12 protein-coding genes are annotated in these 16,683 nt (G+C 60.4%); 10 read left to right on the plus strand and 2 right to left on the minus strand.

The annotated features are described in order from the left end of the window. Window positions 1–32: 32 nt before the first annotated feature. On the minus strand, window positions 33–965 hold the full coding sequence (locus tag LVD12_RS15950) for an outer membrane protein assembly factor BamD (RefSeq protein WP_237068703.1): 933 nt from the start codon (window positions 963–965) through the stop codon (window positions 33–35). 130 nt (window positions 966–1,095) lie between these two features. Between LVD12_RS15950 and rluD the strand changes: the two genes are divergently transcribed. From rluD to LVD12_RS15980, 6 genes are all read left to right on the plus strand, one after another. Next, window positions 1,096–2,052: a 23S rRNA pseudouridine(1911/1915/1917) synthase RluD gene (gene rluD / locus LVD12_RS15955; RefSeq protein ID WP_237068704.1), complete on the plus strand. Its 957-nt coding sequence runs from the start codon at window positions 1,096–1,098 to the stop codon at window positions 2,050–2,052. Window positions 2,053–2,156: 104 nt separating this feature from the next. Next, window positions 2,157–2,921: a peptidoglycan editing factor PgeF gene (pgeF, locus tag LVD12_RS15960; RefSeq protein ID WP_237068705.1), complete on the plus strand. Its 765-nt coding sequence runs from the start codon at window positions 2,157–2,159 to the stop codon at window positions 2,919–2,921. A 108-nt stretch (window positions 2,922–3,029) separates the two neighbouring features. Then, a complete protein-coding gene (gene clpB / locus LVD12_RS15965) occupies window positions 3,030–5,642 on the plus strand; it encodes an ATP-dependent chaperone ClpB (RefSeq protein WP_237068706.1) in 2,613 nt (870 codons plus the stop codon). Window positions 5,643–5,919: 277 nt separating this feature from the next. Then, a complete protein-coding gene (locus tag LVD12_RS15970; RefSeq protein ID WP_237068707.1) occupies window positions 5,920–7,041 on the plus strand; it encodes an efflux RND transporter periplasmic adaptor subunit in 1,122 nt (373 codons plus the stop codon). A gap of 31 nt (window positions 7,042–7,072) precedes the next feature. Continuing rightward, window positions 7,073–10,147 carry an efflux RND transporter permease subunit gene (locus LVD12_RS15975; RefSeq protein WP_237068708.1) on the plus strand — a complete coding sequence of 1,025 codons (3,075 nt, stop codon included), beginning with the start codon at window positions 7,073–7,075 and terminating at the stop codon, window positions 10,145–10,147. A 150-nt stretch (window positions 10,148–10,297) separates the two neighbouring features. Continuing rightward, window positions 10,298–10,840, plus strand: coding sequence for a fasciclin domain-containing protein (locus LVD12_RS15980; protein WP_237068709.1), 543 nt, complete (start codon window positions 10,298–10,300; stop codon window positions 10,838–10,840). Window positions 10,841–10,929: 89 nt separating this feature from the next. Here the strand turns inward: LVD12_RS15980 and LVD12_RS15985 are convergent, their stop codons facing one another. Beyond that, the gene (locus LVD12_RS15985; RefSeq protein WP_237068710.1) at window positions 10,930–11,418 is read right to left on the minus strand and encodes a DUF4124 domain-containing protein; all 489 of its coding nucleotides are present in this window, start codon (window positions 11,416–11,418) and stop codon (window positions 10,930–10,932) included. Between the two features lie 499 nt (window positions 11,419–11,917). Here LVD12_RS15985 and LVD12_RS15990 point away from each other — a divergent pair, with 499 nt between their 5' ends. The 4 genes from LVD12_RS15990 to pssA all read left to right on the plus strand — a co-directional run bounded on the left by LVD12_RS15990 (window position 11,918) and on the right by pssA (window position 16,237). Next, entirely contained in the window at window positions 11,918–13,654 is a 1,737-nt protein-coding gene (locus LVD12_RS15990; RefSeq protein ID WP_237068711.1) for an acetolactate synthase 3 large subunit, read from the plus strand. Between the two features lie 12 nt (window positions 13,655–13,666). After that, entirely contained in the window at window positions 13,667–14,158 is a 492-nt protein-coding gene (gene ilvN, locus LVD12_RS15995; RefSeq protein ID WP_237068712.1) for an acetolactate synthase small subunit, read from the plus strand. Window positions 14,159–14,183: 25 nt separating this feature from the next. Further along, window positions 14,184–15,209, plus strand: a complete 1,026-nt coding sequence (gene ilvC / locus LVD12_RS16000) for a ketol-acid reductoisomerase (RefSeq protein WP_237068713.1) — start codon at window positions 14,184–14,186, stop codon at window positions 15,207–15,209. A gap of 125 nt (window positions 15,210–15,334) precedes the next feature. Then, window positions 15,335–16,237 carry a CDP-diacylglycerol--serine O-phosphatidyltransferase gene (gene pssA, locus LVD12_RS16005; protein WP_237068714.1) on the plus strand — a complete coding sequence of 301 codons (903 nt, stop codon included), beginning with the start codon at window positions 15,335–15,337 and terminating at the stop codon, window positions 16,235–16,237. Window positions 16,238–16,683 lie beyond the last annotated feature (446 nt).

Below are 16,683 nucleotides of genomic sequence, written 5' to 3' on the forward strand. Positions count from 1 at the left end.
CGCCGTTTTTGCTTCGGATCAGGGGCCGGCAATCACATCAGTTCCGGCGGCAGCGGAGCTTCCTCGCGGCGGTACTCGATGTTGTACTGCTCGCGGCTGTCAAAGCCACGCGGATCGGACTTCTCGAACAGGCCCAGCGTCAGGCGGTGCACGATGTTGCGGCCGCTGGCGCCCTTGTAGTAATTGTAGTTGAAGGTGCCGTCACGGCGGAAGGCCGGGTGGTCCGGGTAGTTGGCCTGCAGCACGCGCAGGGAGTTGGCCTCCAGCTCAGGCATCTCCAGCAGGTGGTAACCCTGCACCATGACCGCCAGCGCATCCGGCACTGCCGGGGTCTGCTGGAAGTTTTCCACCACGAAGCGGCCGCGGTTGGTGGCGGCCAGGTAGGCGCCGCGCTTGAAGTAGTAGTTGGCCACATGGATCTCGTAGCGCGCCAGCAGGTTGCGCAGGTGGATCATGCGTTTCTGTGCGTCCGGCGCGTAACGGCTCTCGGGGAAGCGGGCCATCAGCTGGGCAAAATAGGCAAAGGACTCGCGGGCGGAGCCCGGGTCGCGCCGGGTCATGTCGGTGGGCAGGAAGCGCTCAAACAGGCCGGTGCCCTCGGTGAAGGATGCCAGGCCCTTCATGTAATAGGCATAGTCCACATTGCGGTGTTGGGGGTGCAGGCGGATGAAGCGGTCTGCCGAGGCGATGGCAGCATCGTTCTCGTAATTGCGGTAATAGGCGTAGATCAGCTCCAGCTGCGCCTGCTCGGCATAGCTGCCGAAGGGGAAGTTGTCTTCCAGCGCGCGCAGGTTCTTGATCGCCAGGTCCCACTGGCTGGACCGCAGCTGCCGCTGGGCGGCTTCATAGAATGCCTGCTCGGTGCGGCTGCCAGAGGGCAGACCCTCTTCTGACTCATCGGTGCTGGCACAGGCGACCACGATTGCGGACATTACCACCAACCACAGGGCTTTCCAGGCCTGCATAGTGCCTCGCTCTATCATTATTACTCTCTACCTTATTAAACTACGCGCCATCCGTTCATCCCGGGGGCGGCCCGACATTTAACCACAGTCGTGGATCTGCCCAAAGTTTTCGTGCCCGCAGGCCCTGAGTATGACCGACCTGATCCGAGTGGACATCGTAGTACCTTCCCACCTGGCCGGTCAGAGGTTTGACCAGGTGGCAGCCGAATTAATTCCCGACTATTCCCGCGCCCGGCTGCAGGCCTGGATCAAGGACGGTGCGCTGACCGTGGATGGCCGCCGCGGCAAGCCAAAGGACAAGCTGTTCGGTGGTGAGCAGCTGGCACTGCGCGCCGAGCTGGAGCCCCAGGGGGAATGGCAGGCCGAGGACCTGTCCCTCAATGTGGTCCATGAAGATGACAGCCTGCTGGTGATCAACAAGCCCGCCGGCCTGGTGGTGCATCCCGCCGCCGGCAACCCGGATGGTACCCTCCTGAACGGCCTGCTCTACCACTGCCCGGCGCTGGCGAAGATCCCCCGGGCCGGGATCGTGCACCGGCTCGACAAGGACACCAGCGGCCTAGTGGTGGTGGCCAAGACGCTGACTGCGCAGGCAAACCTGGTCGATCAGCTCAAGGAGCGCACGGTCAGTCGTCTCTACGATGCCGTTGCCCAGGGCGCCATGACGGCCGGCGGCACCGTCGATGCCCCCATCGGTCGTCACCGGCAGAATCGCCTCAAGATGGCAGTGCTGCCCGCGGGTGCTGCCGGTGCCAGGGAAGCGATCACTCACTACCGTGTGGTGGAACGTTTCCCGGCCCACACATTATTGCGTTGCCAGCTGGAAACCGGGCGCACTCACCAGATCCGGGTCCATATGGCCCATATCCATCACCCGCTGGTAGGGGACCCTCTCTACGGCGGCCGCGGCCGCCTGCCCCCGGGGGCCTCCCCGGGATTACTGGCAACACTGCAGGCGTTTCCACGCCAGGCCCTGCACGCGGCTGAATTGTCCCTGCAGCATCCGCAGACCGGCGAGACACTGCACTGGAGCGCCGCGATGCCGGAGGATATGCTCAACCTGCTGACCAGCTTACGGGTCGGCTGAGAGGATTTCCGGTGCCGCAATGCCGGCACCGTTACACTCGATTCAGGCCCTGTCGCTATTCATGGGCGCGATGATCGTTTCGCGCCGGGACCCCGGGAGAAACCATGGCCCTCGATCACTACCTGTTTCCGGATTGGCCCGCGCCCGCTGCGGTGCGCGCGGCGGTCACCCTGCGCAGCGGGGGGCACAGTGAGGGCGCCTACAGCTCCTTCAATCTGGGCAATCATGTCGGTGACGACGAGATCGCTGTGTCGGCCAACCGCCGGCAATTGCAGCAGGAATTGCAGTTGCCTGCGGAGCCCCAGTGGCTAGAGCAGATCCACAGTGACAGGGTGGTGGAGGCCCACCATGACGGTGTCGTGCGCACTGCCGATGCCAGCTTCACCGGCAGCCCGGGTGTGGTCTGTGCGGTGCTGACGGCAGATTGCCTGCCGGTGCTGCTGTGTGACCGGCAGGGCACACGGGTGGCGGCCGTGCACGCCGGCTGGCGCGGGCTGGCTGGTGGCGTGATTCGCAACGCGGTCGAGGCCCTCGACTGTGCGCCGGAGGACCTGTTGGCCTGGCTCGGCCCGGCGATCGGCCCGAATGCGTTCGAAACCGGTGTCGATGTACTTGAGGCATTCTTCGAGAGCGCGCAGAGCGCCGACCATGCGGAGAAGATGGCACAGTGTTTCCGCCCGCACAGCAAAAAGCCCCTGCATTTTCTCGCCGATATCTACGGTCTGGGGCGGGCTGAGCTGGAGTCGCTGGGGGTGAGCGCGATTTATGGCGGCGATCGCTGCACGGTCACCGACGCGGAAAGTTTTTTCTCCTACCGTCGCGACAAAACTACCGGCCGCATGGCAAGCCTGATCTGGCTGCAACCCTGATCCTTCGAAAGACCACACGTCACGTATTGAAAAAGCCTCAACCGACCGCACATCAGTTACTAGACTCAGAAGCTGTGCTGTCGCATCAAACCGTAAGAGGATTTTTCCGTGCGCATAGACCGTATGACCAACCCGCTCCAGTCAGCGATTGCCGATGCGCAGTCGGTCGCTGTCGGCCGCGACCACAACCAGATTTACCCCGAACACCTGCTGCAGGCGCTGCTGAACCAGAACAACGGCAGTGTCCCGGCTTTTCTCTCCCAGGCCGGTTTCAACCTGAACGGTCTGCGCAACGACCTGGCCAAGCGACTCGATGCCCTGCCCACCATCAGTGCGCCCACGGGCGATGTGGGTATGTCGCAGGAGCTGGTGCGGCTCTTCAATCTCGCTGACAAGAAAGCGCAGCAGAACAACGACTCCTACATTGCCAGCGAGACCGTGCTGCTGGCGGCCTTCGACCCCGCCGCCGGCGAGGTGGCAAAAATACTTCGCGCCAATGGCGATCTTCAGCAGCTGGAAGCTGCGATCAAAAAAGTGCGCGGCAGCGAGAAAGTTGACGACCCGTCAGCGGAAGATGCACGTCAGGCGCTGGACAAATACACCATGGACCTGACCGAGCGTGCCGTGGCCGGCAAGCTGGACCCGGTGATCGGTCGCGACGACGAAATCCGTCGTACCATCCAGGTGTTGCAGCGCCGCACCAAAAACAATCCTGTACTGATTGGCGAGCCTGGCGTGGGTAAAACCGCCATCGTCGAGGGGCTGGCCCAGCGCATCGTCAACGGTGAAGTACCGGAGGGTCTTAAGGACAAGCGCCTGCTGTCGCTGGATCTTGGGGCCCTGCTGGCCGGCGCGAAGTTCCGCGGCGAATTTGAAGAGCGCCTGAAGGCGGTACTGAACGAACTGTCGAAACAGGAAGGGCGCATCATCCTGTTTATCGACGAGCTGCACACCATGGTTGGCGCCGGTAAGGCGGAGGGTGCCATGGATGCCGGCAATATGCTCAAGCCCGCCCTGGCCCGCGGCGAGTTGCACTGTGTGGGCGCCACCACTCTGGACGAGTACCGCAAATATATCGAGAAGGACGCCGCGCTGGAACGCCGCTTCCAGAAGGTGCTGGTGGATGAACCCTCGGAAGAAGACACCATTGCCATTCTGCGCGGGCTGAAAGAGCGCTACGAAGTACACCACGGCGTGGATATCACCGACTCGGCTATCATCGCCGCTACCCGCCTGTCCCAGCGCTATATCACCGACCGCCAGTTGCCGGACAAGGCCATCGACCTGATCGATGAAGCGGCCAGCCGTATCCGTATGGAGATCGACTCCAAGCCGGAAGCGATGGACAAACTGGAGCGCCGGCTGATCCAGCTCAAGATCGAGCGCGAGGCGGTCAAGAAGGACAAGGGCGATGAGGCGGCGCGCAAGCGACTCGCCAAGCTGGAAGAGGACATCGACCAGATCGAGAAGGAATATGCCGACCTGGAGGAAGTCTGGAAAGCCGAGAAAGCGCAGCTGGCCGGCAGCCACGATATCAAGGAAAAACTGGAGCAGGCCAAGCTGGATATGGAAGCGGCGCGCCGCGCTGGCGACCTGACCCGGATGTCCGAATTGCAGTACGGCGTGATTCCGCAACTGGAACAGCAGCTGCAGGCGGCATCCACTGCGGATAGCGAGACGGCGGAAGAGCCGCGCCTGCTGCGCAACCGCGTGACCGACGAGGAAGTGGCGGAGGTGGTCTCCCGCTGGACCGGTATCCCGGTGTCGAAAATGCTCGAGGGTGAGCGCGAAAAACTCCTGCGCATGGAGGAGGCGTTGCACGCCCGCGTCATCGGCCAGGACGAAGCGGTCAACGCGGTCTCCAATGCTGTGCGCCGCTCCCGCGCCGGCCTCGCTGACCCCAACCGGCCCAACGGCTCCTTCCTGTTCCTCGGTCCCACCGGTGTGGGCAAGACCGAATTGTGCAAGGCACTGGCACAGTTCCTGTTCGATACCGAAGACGCCATGGTGCGCATCGACATGTCGGAATTCATGGAGAAGCACTCCGTGGCGCGGCTGATCGGTGCGCCCCCCGGCTATGTGGGTTACGAGGAGGGGGGTTACCTGACCGAAGCGGTGCGCCGCAAACCCTACTCGGTGATCCTGATGGATGAGGTGGAGAAGGCGCACCCGGATGTGTTCAACATCCTGTTGCAGGTACTGGAAGATGGCCGCCTGACCGATGGACAGGGCCGCACGGTGGACTTCCGCAATACCGTCGTGGTGATGACCTCCAACCTGGGGTCGGACCTGATCCAGAAATACGCCAGTACGGAAGAAGAGGACGAGATCGACAGCGAGATCCGTTACCGGAAGATGAAAAACGCGGTGATGGAGGTGGTCGGCGACCACTTCCGCCCGGAATTCATCAACCGCATCGATGAGGTGGTGGTTTTCCATCCCCTCGGCCGTGAGCAGGTGCGCGAGATCGCCGAAATCCAACTGGACCATCTGCGCCGGCGCCTGGCCGACCGCGATCTCAAACTGGAGATCTCGGACGAGCTACTCAACAAGCTCTCCGAGGTGGGCTTCGATCCGGTCTATGGCGCCCGTCCACTGAAGCGCGCCATCCAGATGTGGCTGGAAAACCCGCTGGCTCAGGAAGTCCTGGCAGGCAAATTTGCACCCGGCGATACCATCCATGCCGATGTCGAGGGCGACAAGGCAGTATTTCGCACTTGATTGCCACGGCGGCGGGTCCTCTCCCGCCGCCCTCTCTCTCCCTCCATGCCTCATCTTCGATGTGCTGGGCTGGCCAGCAAGCCACTGTCCCCAGGCTTTCCTCACAGGTTTTCTCCACACGCTTTCCCCACAGGCTTTGCCGCGTCACCCCTGCTGTGTCGCACTGCTCACCGCACTGATTGCCTATGCTGTCTGCGATGGTGTGCTCAGCGCAAAGGCATTGCTGGTGCCAGGCGACGGATAAGCAATAGGACTGTGAGTGGCAGGAAAAAACCGAGTGTTCAACAAGCCCATGCTGCTGATGCTGCTCGGCTGCCTGCTGCTGTTTGGCGGAATCTTTGCCTTCAAGATGTTCGGCAAGATGATGATGAACCGCGCTTTCGACACCATGGCATTGCCACCCGCCACGGTCACCTCTGCGGCGGTGGAGCAGCAGACCTGGCAAGAGCGACTCACTGCCGTAGGGACCTTGAGAGCCGTCAATGGTGTGGACGTCACCAGCCAGGCTCAGGGCGTGGTCAGCGCCATTCATTTCCAATCCGGTGAAACCGTGCAGGAGGGCGCCCTGCTGGTGGAACTTGCCGCCGAACCGGAGCGGGCCCAACTCAAAGTGCTGGAGGCGGAGCTGCAGCTGGCGCGGCGGGATTACGAGCGGATCCGGAAACTGCACGGCCGGGGCGTGACTACAGATGCGGAGCTGGATGATGCCCTCAGTACCCTGGAACAGGTGCTCGCCAGCATTGAAGTGCAGCGGGCAACGGTAGCAGAGCGCCGGGTCAAGGCACCGTTTTCCGGCCAGTTGGGAATCCGCCAGGTGGACCTTGGCCAGAATGTAAGCCCCGGAGACGCGGTGGTATCCCTGCAGCAGCTTGCACCGATTTATGCGGACTTCTCCCTGCCCGAGCAGCACTTTGCCCGCGTCCAGTCAGACCAGCCTGTGACTCTGCGCACCGGGGCCTATCCGGAGAAGACATTTTCCGGGCAGGTCAGTGCGATTGATTCGCGGGTGGATAACGAGAGTCGCAACTTCCTCATACAGGCGACGTTGCCCAACGACGGGCTTGAGCTGCGCCCCGGCATGTATGCGGACATCACCCTGGAGCTGGCGGCTGAGCGCAGTGTGCTGGTGTTACCACGCACGGCGATCCGGTTCGCACCCTATGGTAACTCGGTGTTCGTGTTACAGCGCGCGACTGAGGGGGAGGGCTACATCGCCAATCGGCGGGTGGTGGAGACCGGCGAAGAGCGCGGGGACCTGGTGGAAATCCGCAAAGGTGTGCAACCGGGTGAGCAAGTGGCAACCAGCGGACTGTTGAAGCTGCGCAACGAGGGCGCCGTGATCATCAACAACGAGAACAAACCGCCTGCTGACATGACCCCGACGCCGGAAAACCGTTGAAGCGCACGCAGGAGCAGGCAGGGAAGCGCGGGTGAATTTTACCGAGATCTTTATTCGCAAGCCGGTACTGGCCACAGTGGTGAGCCTGTTTCTGCTGTTGCTCGGCCTGCGCGCGGCGACGGAACTCAATGTGCGGGAGTACCCGGAGCTGGAGAACGCGGTCATCACCGTCAGCACGGTGTACGTCGGCGCCGACGCGGATCTGGTGCAGGGGTTTATCACCACACCGTTGGAACAGGAGGTGGCCACCGCCGATGGCATCGATTATATGGTGTCCACCAGCGTGCAGGGGCTTTCCACCATCCAGGCGTATGTGCGCCTGGGGTACAACGCCAATGAGGTCCTCACCCAGGTGGTGGCCAAGGTCAACAAACTGCGCAGCGAGCTGCCGGAGGAGTCTGAGGATTCCACCGTCGACATGGCCATCGGCCAGACCGTGGCCGCCATGTACCTGTCCTTTTCCTCTGAACTGCTGGATAACAACCAGATCACCGATTACCTGACCCGCGTGGTGCAGCCGAAACTGTCCACAATCCCCGGGGTGCAGCGGGCGAGGCTGCTCGGCAACCGCACCTTTGCCATGCGCATCTGGCTGCGCCCCGCCGACATGGCGGCCTTTGGTGTCACCTCCGGGGATGTGAGTGCCGCACTGCGGGCCAACAACGTCCTGTCCGCTGTCGGCAGAACCAAAGGCACCATGGTCACCGTCGAAATCTCGGCCGACACCGATATCGCTACCGAAGACGCCTTCAGGCAATTAGTGGTACGTGCCGACGGCGACCGCATTGTCCGCCTGGGGGACATCGCAGAAGTGGAGCTGGGCTCGGAATCTTACGAAAGCTCGGTCACGTTCAACGGACGCTCGGCGACGTTTATCGCCGTGGAAGTGGCGCCAGATGCCAATGCCCTGGATGTGATCCGCGCGGTGCGGGCGAAGCTCGAACAGGAGATTTTTCCGCAGCTGCCCCAGGGCATGATCGGGGAGATCCCCTACGACAGCACCGAATATATCCAGGACTCCATCAACGAGGTGATCAAGACCATCATCGAGGCGGTACTGATCGTCATCGTGGTCATCTACCTGTTTCTGGGCTCTCTGCGCAGCGTGGTGATTCCGGCCGTTGCCGTGCCCCTGTCATTGATCGGGGCACTGTTCCTGATGTTGCTGATGGGATTCTCCATCAACCTGCTGACACTGCTGGCCATGGTGCTGGCGATCGGTATCGTGGTCGACGATGCCATCATCGTACTGGAAAACGTCCACCGCCATATCGAAGAGGGGATGAGCCCGAAGGAAGCCGCCATCGTTGGTGCCAGGGAGCTGGCCTGGCCAGTGGTAGCGATGACCACGACATTGATTGCGGTTTACCTGCCGATCGGTTTTCTCGGTGGCCTCACTGGCACATTGTTCCTGGAGTTCGCCTTCTCGCTGGCCGGCGCCGTACTGCTGTCCGGGGTGGTAGCCCTGACCCTGTCACCAATGATGGCCTCGAAAATCCTGCGTCCTCATAGTGAAAGTGGCGGGTCGCGTCTGGAGCGCTGGCTGGGAGAACGGTTTGACCGTTTGCAGAATGCCTACCAGCGCCGCCTGCACGGCGCCCTTGACGATCGCTTCGTGATCCTGGTGTTTGGGCTCATCGTCATTACCAGCTGCTACTTCCTGTTTGTCACCAGCCCGGCGGAGCTGGAGCCGGACGAGGACCGTGGCTTTGTGCTGACCATTTCTTCCGCAGACGCCTATGCCACCCTCGATTATCTGGAGTTGTTCACCCGCGAGCTCAATGGAATCGCCGAGCGCAACCCGGAAGTGGAAAACCTGTTCCTGCTCAATGGTGTCGGCGGTGCGGCCAATGCCACCAACAGCGCGATTGCCGGCTTCGTGCTGGACTCGTGGAACAAGCGCGATAAAGACACGAAAGAAATGCAGGAAATCATCAGTGGCGAAGTGGCGCAGATCGCCGGGTTGAAGGTTGCCGTGGTGGTGCCCCCCAGCCTGCCCACTGCCGGAGGCAACCTGCCTGTGGAGTTTGTCATCGGTTCCACCGAGCCGATGGAGAACCTGGCTGGATTCGCCGACGAAATCATGGGACGCGCGCTGGCCAGCCGCAAGTTCATCTTCCTTGATTCGGACCTCAAGATCGATAAACCCAAGCTGGCCGTTACCATCGACCGTGACAAGGCGGCCTCCATCGGCGTTACCATGGCGGAACTCAGTCGGGAGCTGGGCGCGATGATGTCGGGGGCATATGTCAATCGCTTCTCGCTGGACAATCGCAGTTACAAGGTGATTCCGCAGGTGGTGCGCCGTGAGCGACTGACCGGTGACCAGCTCAGGCAGTACTACATCCGGGCGGGTAACGGCCAGCTGGTGCCGTTATCGACGCTGGTCAGCCTGCGGGAGACGGTCGAACCGCAGCAACTGAAACGCTTCCAGCAATTGAATGCCGTGACCATTTCCGGTGTTCCGCGACCCGGCATCACCCTTGGTGAGGCATTGGATGTGCTGGAGGGAGCGGCGGGAGAGATCTTGCCCCCGGGTTATTCCATCGACTATTCAGGTCAGTCGCGCCAGTACAAGGCGGAAGGGTCGGAGCTGGTGCTGACTTTTTTCTTCGCCCTGATCGTCATCTACCTGGTGCTGGCGGCCCAGTTCGAATCCTGGCGCGACCCGCTGATCATGCTGGTGACGGTGCCCATGAGTGTCTGTGGGGCGATGATCTTCGTCAGTCTCGGCCTCACCACTATGAACATCTATACGCAGGTGGGGCTGGTGACCCTGATTGGCGTTATCTCCAAGCACGGCATCCTGATCGTGGAGTTTGCCAACAAGTTACAGCAGGATGGTCACAGCAAGCGCGAAGCGATTGAGCAGGCCGCCGCCATCCGGCTGCGTCCGATCCTGATGACGACGGCATCGCTGGTGCTCGCCATGGTGCCGCTGCTGATTGCCGCAGGGCCCGGTGGCGGTGCGCGGTTTGCTATGGGGCTGGTGGTGGCCACAGGGATGACCATCGGCACCCTGTTTACCCTGTTTGTGGTGCCGGCCATGTATTCCTACCTCGGTCGTGATTACGGTCGCTCGCCGCAAGAGAGGGTGGAGGCCTGAGCAGTGCGGGCAGATGGAGTGATGACCGCGTTCGCAGCACATTGCTGTGGGAGACAATTGGCCGACCCTATACTCACGGGCAGCTCAACTCAGTCCGGGTGGGCATCTGGCCAACCGAGGAAGTGAGAGCTTCACTCTGGAGGTAGAATTATGCGTTCATTGCAATTTCTTTTTGCCCGTTTCTTGCTGGCACCACTGATGCTTGCCGCGCTCTACTGTGGGGCGTTACAGGCGGATGAAAGCAAGACGATTGCCGCCAACGCCGCTGGGGCGGAAGCGTTGTCGACTCTGGTGGCGGCAGTCAAGGCCGCTGATCTCGTGGATACCCTGAACAGCGAGGGTCCCTTCACTGTTTTTGCACCTACCAACGACGCCTTTGCAGCATTGCCGGCGGGTACCGTGGATATGTTGCTGAAACCGGAAAACAAGGGCAAGCTGCAGAAAGTTCTCGGTTATCACGTGCTGCCCGGTAAGGCGACTGCCGCCGTGGTAATGGACCTGACCAGAAAGGGCGGCGGACATGCCAAGGTCGCGACTGTGCAGGGCGAAGAACTGACCCTGAGAGTGGACGGCGGCAAAGTAACGGTGACGGACACCAAAGGGAATACCGCTACGGTGATCCAGGCCGACATCATGAGTTCAAATGGTGTGGTTCATGTGATTGACGGGGTACTGATGCCCACCAAGAAATAGGTTGTTGATTGCCTCTACAAGAAAGGCGACCCCTGGGGTCGCCTTTTCTATGAGCAGCAGGTGCCGATGCGGCCTGAAGCGGAAAGGGGTCAGCAGTTTTCGCTGATGATTTGTTTTGCTTTGGCGATCCGCGCCTGGCGCTCCTCCTCTGGTAGCACGCGCTGTTTACCATCGGCGCCAATTTCGCGCACACGGCTGTGGCTGTGGAGTTCCTGGAGGTTGCTCTGGGCCAGTCGGCAGCGCTGTGCCCTGACAGCCATCTCGGCCTTGGTCAGCTGCTGTATTTCTGAGTCCTGTTGTTTGGGCGCTGCGTCCTGAGTCGCGCTGTCCACTTTTTCTGGATCCTCAGCCTCACCTTTTGCTGCGACCTGGGTCGCCACTTGCTCGGCCTCCCACTGCCGATAACGCTCGGTCTTCGGCTTGCGGACTACTTCCACCTGTTTTTCCGCCTGTGGTGGCTGAGAGCCGAAGTGCACTACGCCGTCTTCATCTACCCACTTGTAAATGCCGTCTGCATGGGCGGTCAGTGCCAGGGACAGTGTCGTAACCGTTGCGAGCATCGCGAGAGCAGTGCGCATGGAAGGCCTCAGTCTTTTTCGGATCTTATAAGCTTGGACGTCTGTGCCCATTGTACAGGCCCGGGCACGCTTGCCTATAACGCCTTTAACACTTTGGTTGCAAAGTGTGATGGCCGGCGCACCAGTTGACAGCTTCGGCTGAGTTTGCACAATCGGTTTCCTCCTCGACAAGCAGAGACTGCCGCGCACCCTGCGGTCCGCACGCCATCCCAGCGTGCAGGGTTTCTTCCTCCCCCGGGCCAATCGCCCGTCAACATCCGTCGAGACGGCTCTCCCCACCCCCGGAGGCCTGAGTGTCCAGAGTAGTTTCGGCTGCTGCAGATTGGCGCACTCGCGGCGATCGATGAAGTTATCCTAAAAATTGCCTAAAAAGTGCGTTTCAGGCTGATATTCGTCACCTTTTTCCTTTACAATCGCCTCTGGCATCCTCGTTTGGCGGCATTTTCTGGTCTTTCGAGTGATGAATATCCTAATTTTCGTCAAAACTTAGGGGGCTCCCGTGGAATTACTCTCCGGCGGCGATATGTTGGTTCGCGCGCTGCAGGATGAAGGGGTAGATCTGATTTTCGGCTACCCCGGTGGGTCGGCGTTACATATCTATGACGCCATCTTTCGGCAGAAGAAGATCAAGCACGTTCTGGTGCGCCATGAACAGGGTGCAACTCACGCGGCGGATGGTTACGCCCGCTCCACCGGCAAAGTGGGTGTGGTGTTGGTGACCTCCGGCCCCGGTGCGACTAACGCGATTACTGGTATCGCCACCGCCTACATGGACTCCATTCCGATGGTGGTGATTTCCGGTCAGGTACCCAGTGACAAGATCGGTGAGGATGCTTTCCAGGAAACCGACATGGTCGGCTGCTCGCGGCCGATCGTGAAGCACAGTTTTCTGGTCAAGAACGCCGAAGAAATTCCCGCGGTGGTAAAGAAAGCCTTTTATATCGCCAGTACCGGCCGACCAGGACCGGTGGTGATCGATATTCCCAAAGATGTCACCAACCCCGCGGATCGTTTTCCCTACCGTTTTCCGGAAAAGTTGCGCATGCGCTCCTATACCCCGGCGGGGAAGGGACATACGGGGCAGATTCGCAAGGCCATCGCGCTGCTGCTGTCCGCCAAGCGACCGGTTATCTATGCCGGCGGCGGCGTGGTTCAGGGTGAGGGTTCCGAGCAGTTGACAGAGTTGGCGCAGCTGCTCAATTTCCCGGTGACCAACACCCTGATGGGGCTGGGTGCTTACCCCGGCACGGATCGCCGCTTCCTCGGTATGCTGGGGATGCACGGCACGTTCGAAGCCAATACGGCAATGCACCATGCGGACGTGATACTGGCGGTCGGCGCACGCTTTGACGATCGCGTGACCAACACGCCCGGCAAGTTCTGTCCGGGGGCGAAGATCATCCACGTGGATGTTGATCCGGCGTCCATCTCCAAGACGATCGTTGCCGACGTCCCCATCGTGGGCACGGTGAAATCGGTACTCGGCGATATGCTCGATATGCTGAAGGCCTCCGATGACCAGCCGGATCAGTCGGCAATTGTCGATTGGTGGCGGCAGATCGACGACTGGCGTGAGCGCCATGGCATCTATGCGGCGCCCCGCTACCGCACCGACGGTGACATGCTGATGCCGCAGGAAGTGATCAGCGCGGTGCATGAGATCACGGAAGGGGATGCATTTGTCACCTCTGATGTGGGTCAGCACCAGATGTTCGCTGCCCAGTACTATCGGTTCAACAAGCCGCGGCGCTGGATCAATTCCGGCGGCCTCGGCACCATGGGCTTCGGTCTGCCCGCGGCACTGGGGGTGAAGATCGCCCATCCGGATAGCGATGTCGTGTGTGTGACCGGCGAAGGCAGTATCCAGATGTGTATTCAGGAGCTCTCCACTGCCACCCAGTACCACCTGCCGGTGAAGATCCTGTGCCTGAACAACCAGGCGCTTGGCATGGTGAAGCAGTGGCAGGAAATGCAGTATGAAGGGCGCCTGTCCCACAGTGTCTACGAGGAGTCGTTACCGGATTTCGTCAAACTGGCGGAAGCCTACGGGCATCTCGGCATGAAGATCCAGCATCGTGACGAGTTGCACGGCAAGCTGCGCGAGGCATTTGCCATCAAGGATCGGACGGTCTTCATCGACGTCTATGTGGATCCCTCCGAACACGTTTATCCCATGCAGGTAATGCCCAATGGCTCCATGCGGGATATGTGGCTGAGTAAGACGGAGCGGACCTAGGGAATCATTGAGATGCGCAGAATAGTTTCAGTATTGATGGAGAATGAGCCCGGTGCATTGTCCCGGGTTGTGGGGCTGTTTTCCCAGCGCGGCTACAACATCGAGAGTCTCACTGTTGCCCCGACAGAGGACGCTACGCTGTCTCGGCTGACGCTGGTTACCATCGGCGACGACCACAAAATCGAGCAGGTGACCAAAAACCTGAATAAGTTGATCGATGTGGTAAAGCTGGTGGATCTGACGGAGGGATCCCACATTGAACGCGAGTTGTTGCTGGTGAAAGTGCGTGCGACCGGTGCACAACGCGATGAGGTAAAGCGCAGCGTGGATATCTTCCGCGGCCAGATCGTCGATGTCACGAGCAACATGTATACCGTGCAGGTGGCGGGCACCAGCGAGAAACTGGATGCCTTCCTTCAGGCGCTGGGGGAGCACACCATCATGGAGGTGGTTCGTTCCGGGGTCTCGGGGATTGCCCGTGGTGAAAAAGTTTTGAGTGTTTGATTTAGCAGAAAGCAGGAATAAAACAATGCAAGTTTATTACGACAAAGATTGCGACCAGTCCATCATCCAGCAGAAGACCGTTGCCATCATCGGTTACGGCTCCCAGGGCCATGCCCACGCCAACAACCTGAAAGACTCCGGTGTTGAAAATGTGGTTGTCGGCCTGCGTAAGGGCTCCAGCTCCTGGGCCAAGGCGGAAAAAGCCGGCCTCCGTGTTGCGGAAGTTGCAGATGCGGTGAAGGATGCCGACGTGGTCATGATCCTGGCTCCGGACGAGTACCAGGCGGCGATCTACCGTGAACAGGTTGGCCCCAACCTGAAGCCCGGAGCAGCACTGGCCTTTGCCCATGGTTTCAATATCCACTTCGAGCTGATCGAACCGCCGAAGGATGTGGATGTGATCATGATTGCGCCAAAAGGCCCGGGCCATACTGTGCGCTCCACCTACCTCGAGGGTGGTGGTGTACCAACGCTGATCGCGGTTTACCAGGACGCTTCCGGCAAGGCGAAGGACCTGGCGCTCTCCTATGCGTCCGCTAATGGCGGTGGCCGCTCCGGTATCATCGAGACCAACTTCCGCGAGGAGACAGAGACCGACTTGTTTGGCGAGCAGGCGGTACTTTGTGGTGGTGTGTCAGCGCTGGTTACTGCCGGTTTCGAGACGCTGGTTGAGGCTGGCTATGCTCCCGAGATGGCCTACTTCGAATGCCTGCACGAGCTCAAGCTGATCGTAGATCTGATGTATCAGGGTGGCATTGCCGATATGCGCTACTCTATCTCCAATACCGCCGAGTATGGTGACTATGTCACCGGCCCGCGGATTGTCACCGAAGAGACCAAGGCGGAAATGCAGCGCGTACTGAAAGATATTCAGGCGGGCCGCTTTGCCAAGGACTTCATGCTGGAATCTCTCGCTGGCCAGCCGCGTCTGAAAGCAGAGCGCCGGATTGGTGCCGAGCACCAGATCGAGCAGGTGGGCGCGAAACTCCGCGCGATGATGCCCTGGATCAAGGCCAACAAGATCATCGACAAGACCGAGGGCAACAGCTGAATTTGAGGCTGCTGCTTTGACCGGTTGGAGCGGCGGGGGAAACCCCGCCGCTTTTTTTTGGGCTGTGCCCGCATGCGGCCTTCACTGTACACTCGCCGGTTGCATGATGCTGAAACGGAGATGCTATGAGCGATAAAGGGGAAGAGAACAGGGAGCGGGGCGAAGAGGTGCCTCGTACTTCCGCGGAAGAGATTCGACTACCCGTCGATGAGCATGTGGAAGAGGAAGTGTCGGCCAGCGGCAAGAAAGTGCGCGCCCGGGGGGTCTACTTGCTGCCCAACCTCATCACTACCGGTGCCCTGTTCAGTGGTTTCTATGCCATCGTCGCCGGGATGGGGGGTAACTTTGAAGCGGCGGCCATTGCCATCTTTGCCGCCATGATCCTCGACGGTCTCGATGGTAGGGTGGCACGGCTTACCGACACCCAGAGTGCCTTCGGTGTCCAGTACGATAGCCTCTCTGACATGGTCTCTTTCGGGTTGGCGCCGGCGCTGGTGGTGTTCAGTTGGGGGCTTGGTCCATTGGGCAAGCTCGGTTGGGCTGCCGCCTTCCTGTATGCGGCCTGTGCTGCCTTGCGTCTGGCCCGGTTCAACACCCAGGTCGGTACCGTGGATAAGGGGGTCTTCATTGGCCTGGCCAGTCCGACTGCCGCGGCGATTGTGGCCAGTATGGTGTGGGCCGGCCACGACGCGGATGTGGGGATGGGGCTTGGTATCGTTGCGGCGCTGGTGACCGTGGCCGCAGGGCTGCTGATGGTATCCAACTTCCGCTACACCAGCTTCAAGACCCTCGACTTCAAGGGGCGCGTTCCCTTTGTCATGATGCTGGCGGTAATTCTGATCTTCAGTCTGGTCACCATTGATCCTCCAAGAGTGTTGCTGGCTCTGGCGGTGGTGTACACCCTGTCTGGCCCGGCCATCTGGCTCTGGCGCGTGACTCGTGGGCGCAAGCCGGTCCCGGCTTTGGCCGGGAAATCGGGTGATGAGTCAGGCAGGGAATCGGACGACAGCGATCAGGGGCAAAAATAGTGTCATGTCGCTGGTGAAGCGCGATTTGTGATACTAGAGTTACGAAGTGGCGACAGGGAAACCTGTCACCGCGGGCCAAGGCCCCTCCCCCAAACCGGAATATTCCGGAAAACAGAGGCGGTGACGCAAAAAACTACTTGCGTCAGGGGGTTCTTGTCCGTATAGTTCGCGCCCTCGCTGCTTGATGAGCAGTGAGGTGGCGGCTCCAAGTGATTGATTTTCTTAAGAAAACTTCTTCACAAAAGAGCTTGCCTGGGTCGGAATGGCCGCTATAATGCGCGCCACTTCGACGGAGCCGCAAGCGGCTCCGCACAGGGCTCCCGCGAGTCCTTCAGTTCGAAACAGGGCGCCTTCGGGCAGCGGTTTCGGCACTGAAAAAAGCCTGCAAAAAAGGCTTGCTGCGGAGAGGCGGTTCGCTATAATGCGCGCCCCTCACGAGCTACCGG

This window comes from Microbulbifer guangxiensis, assembly GCF_021729075.1.
GTDB lineage: Bacteria > Pseudomonadota > Gammaproteobacteria > Pseudomonadales > Cellvibrionaceae > Microbulbifer > Microbulbifer guangxiensis.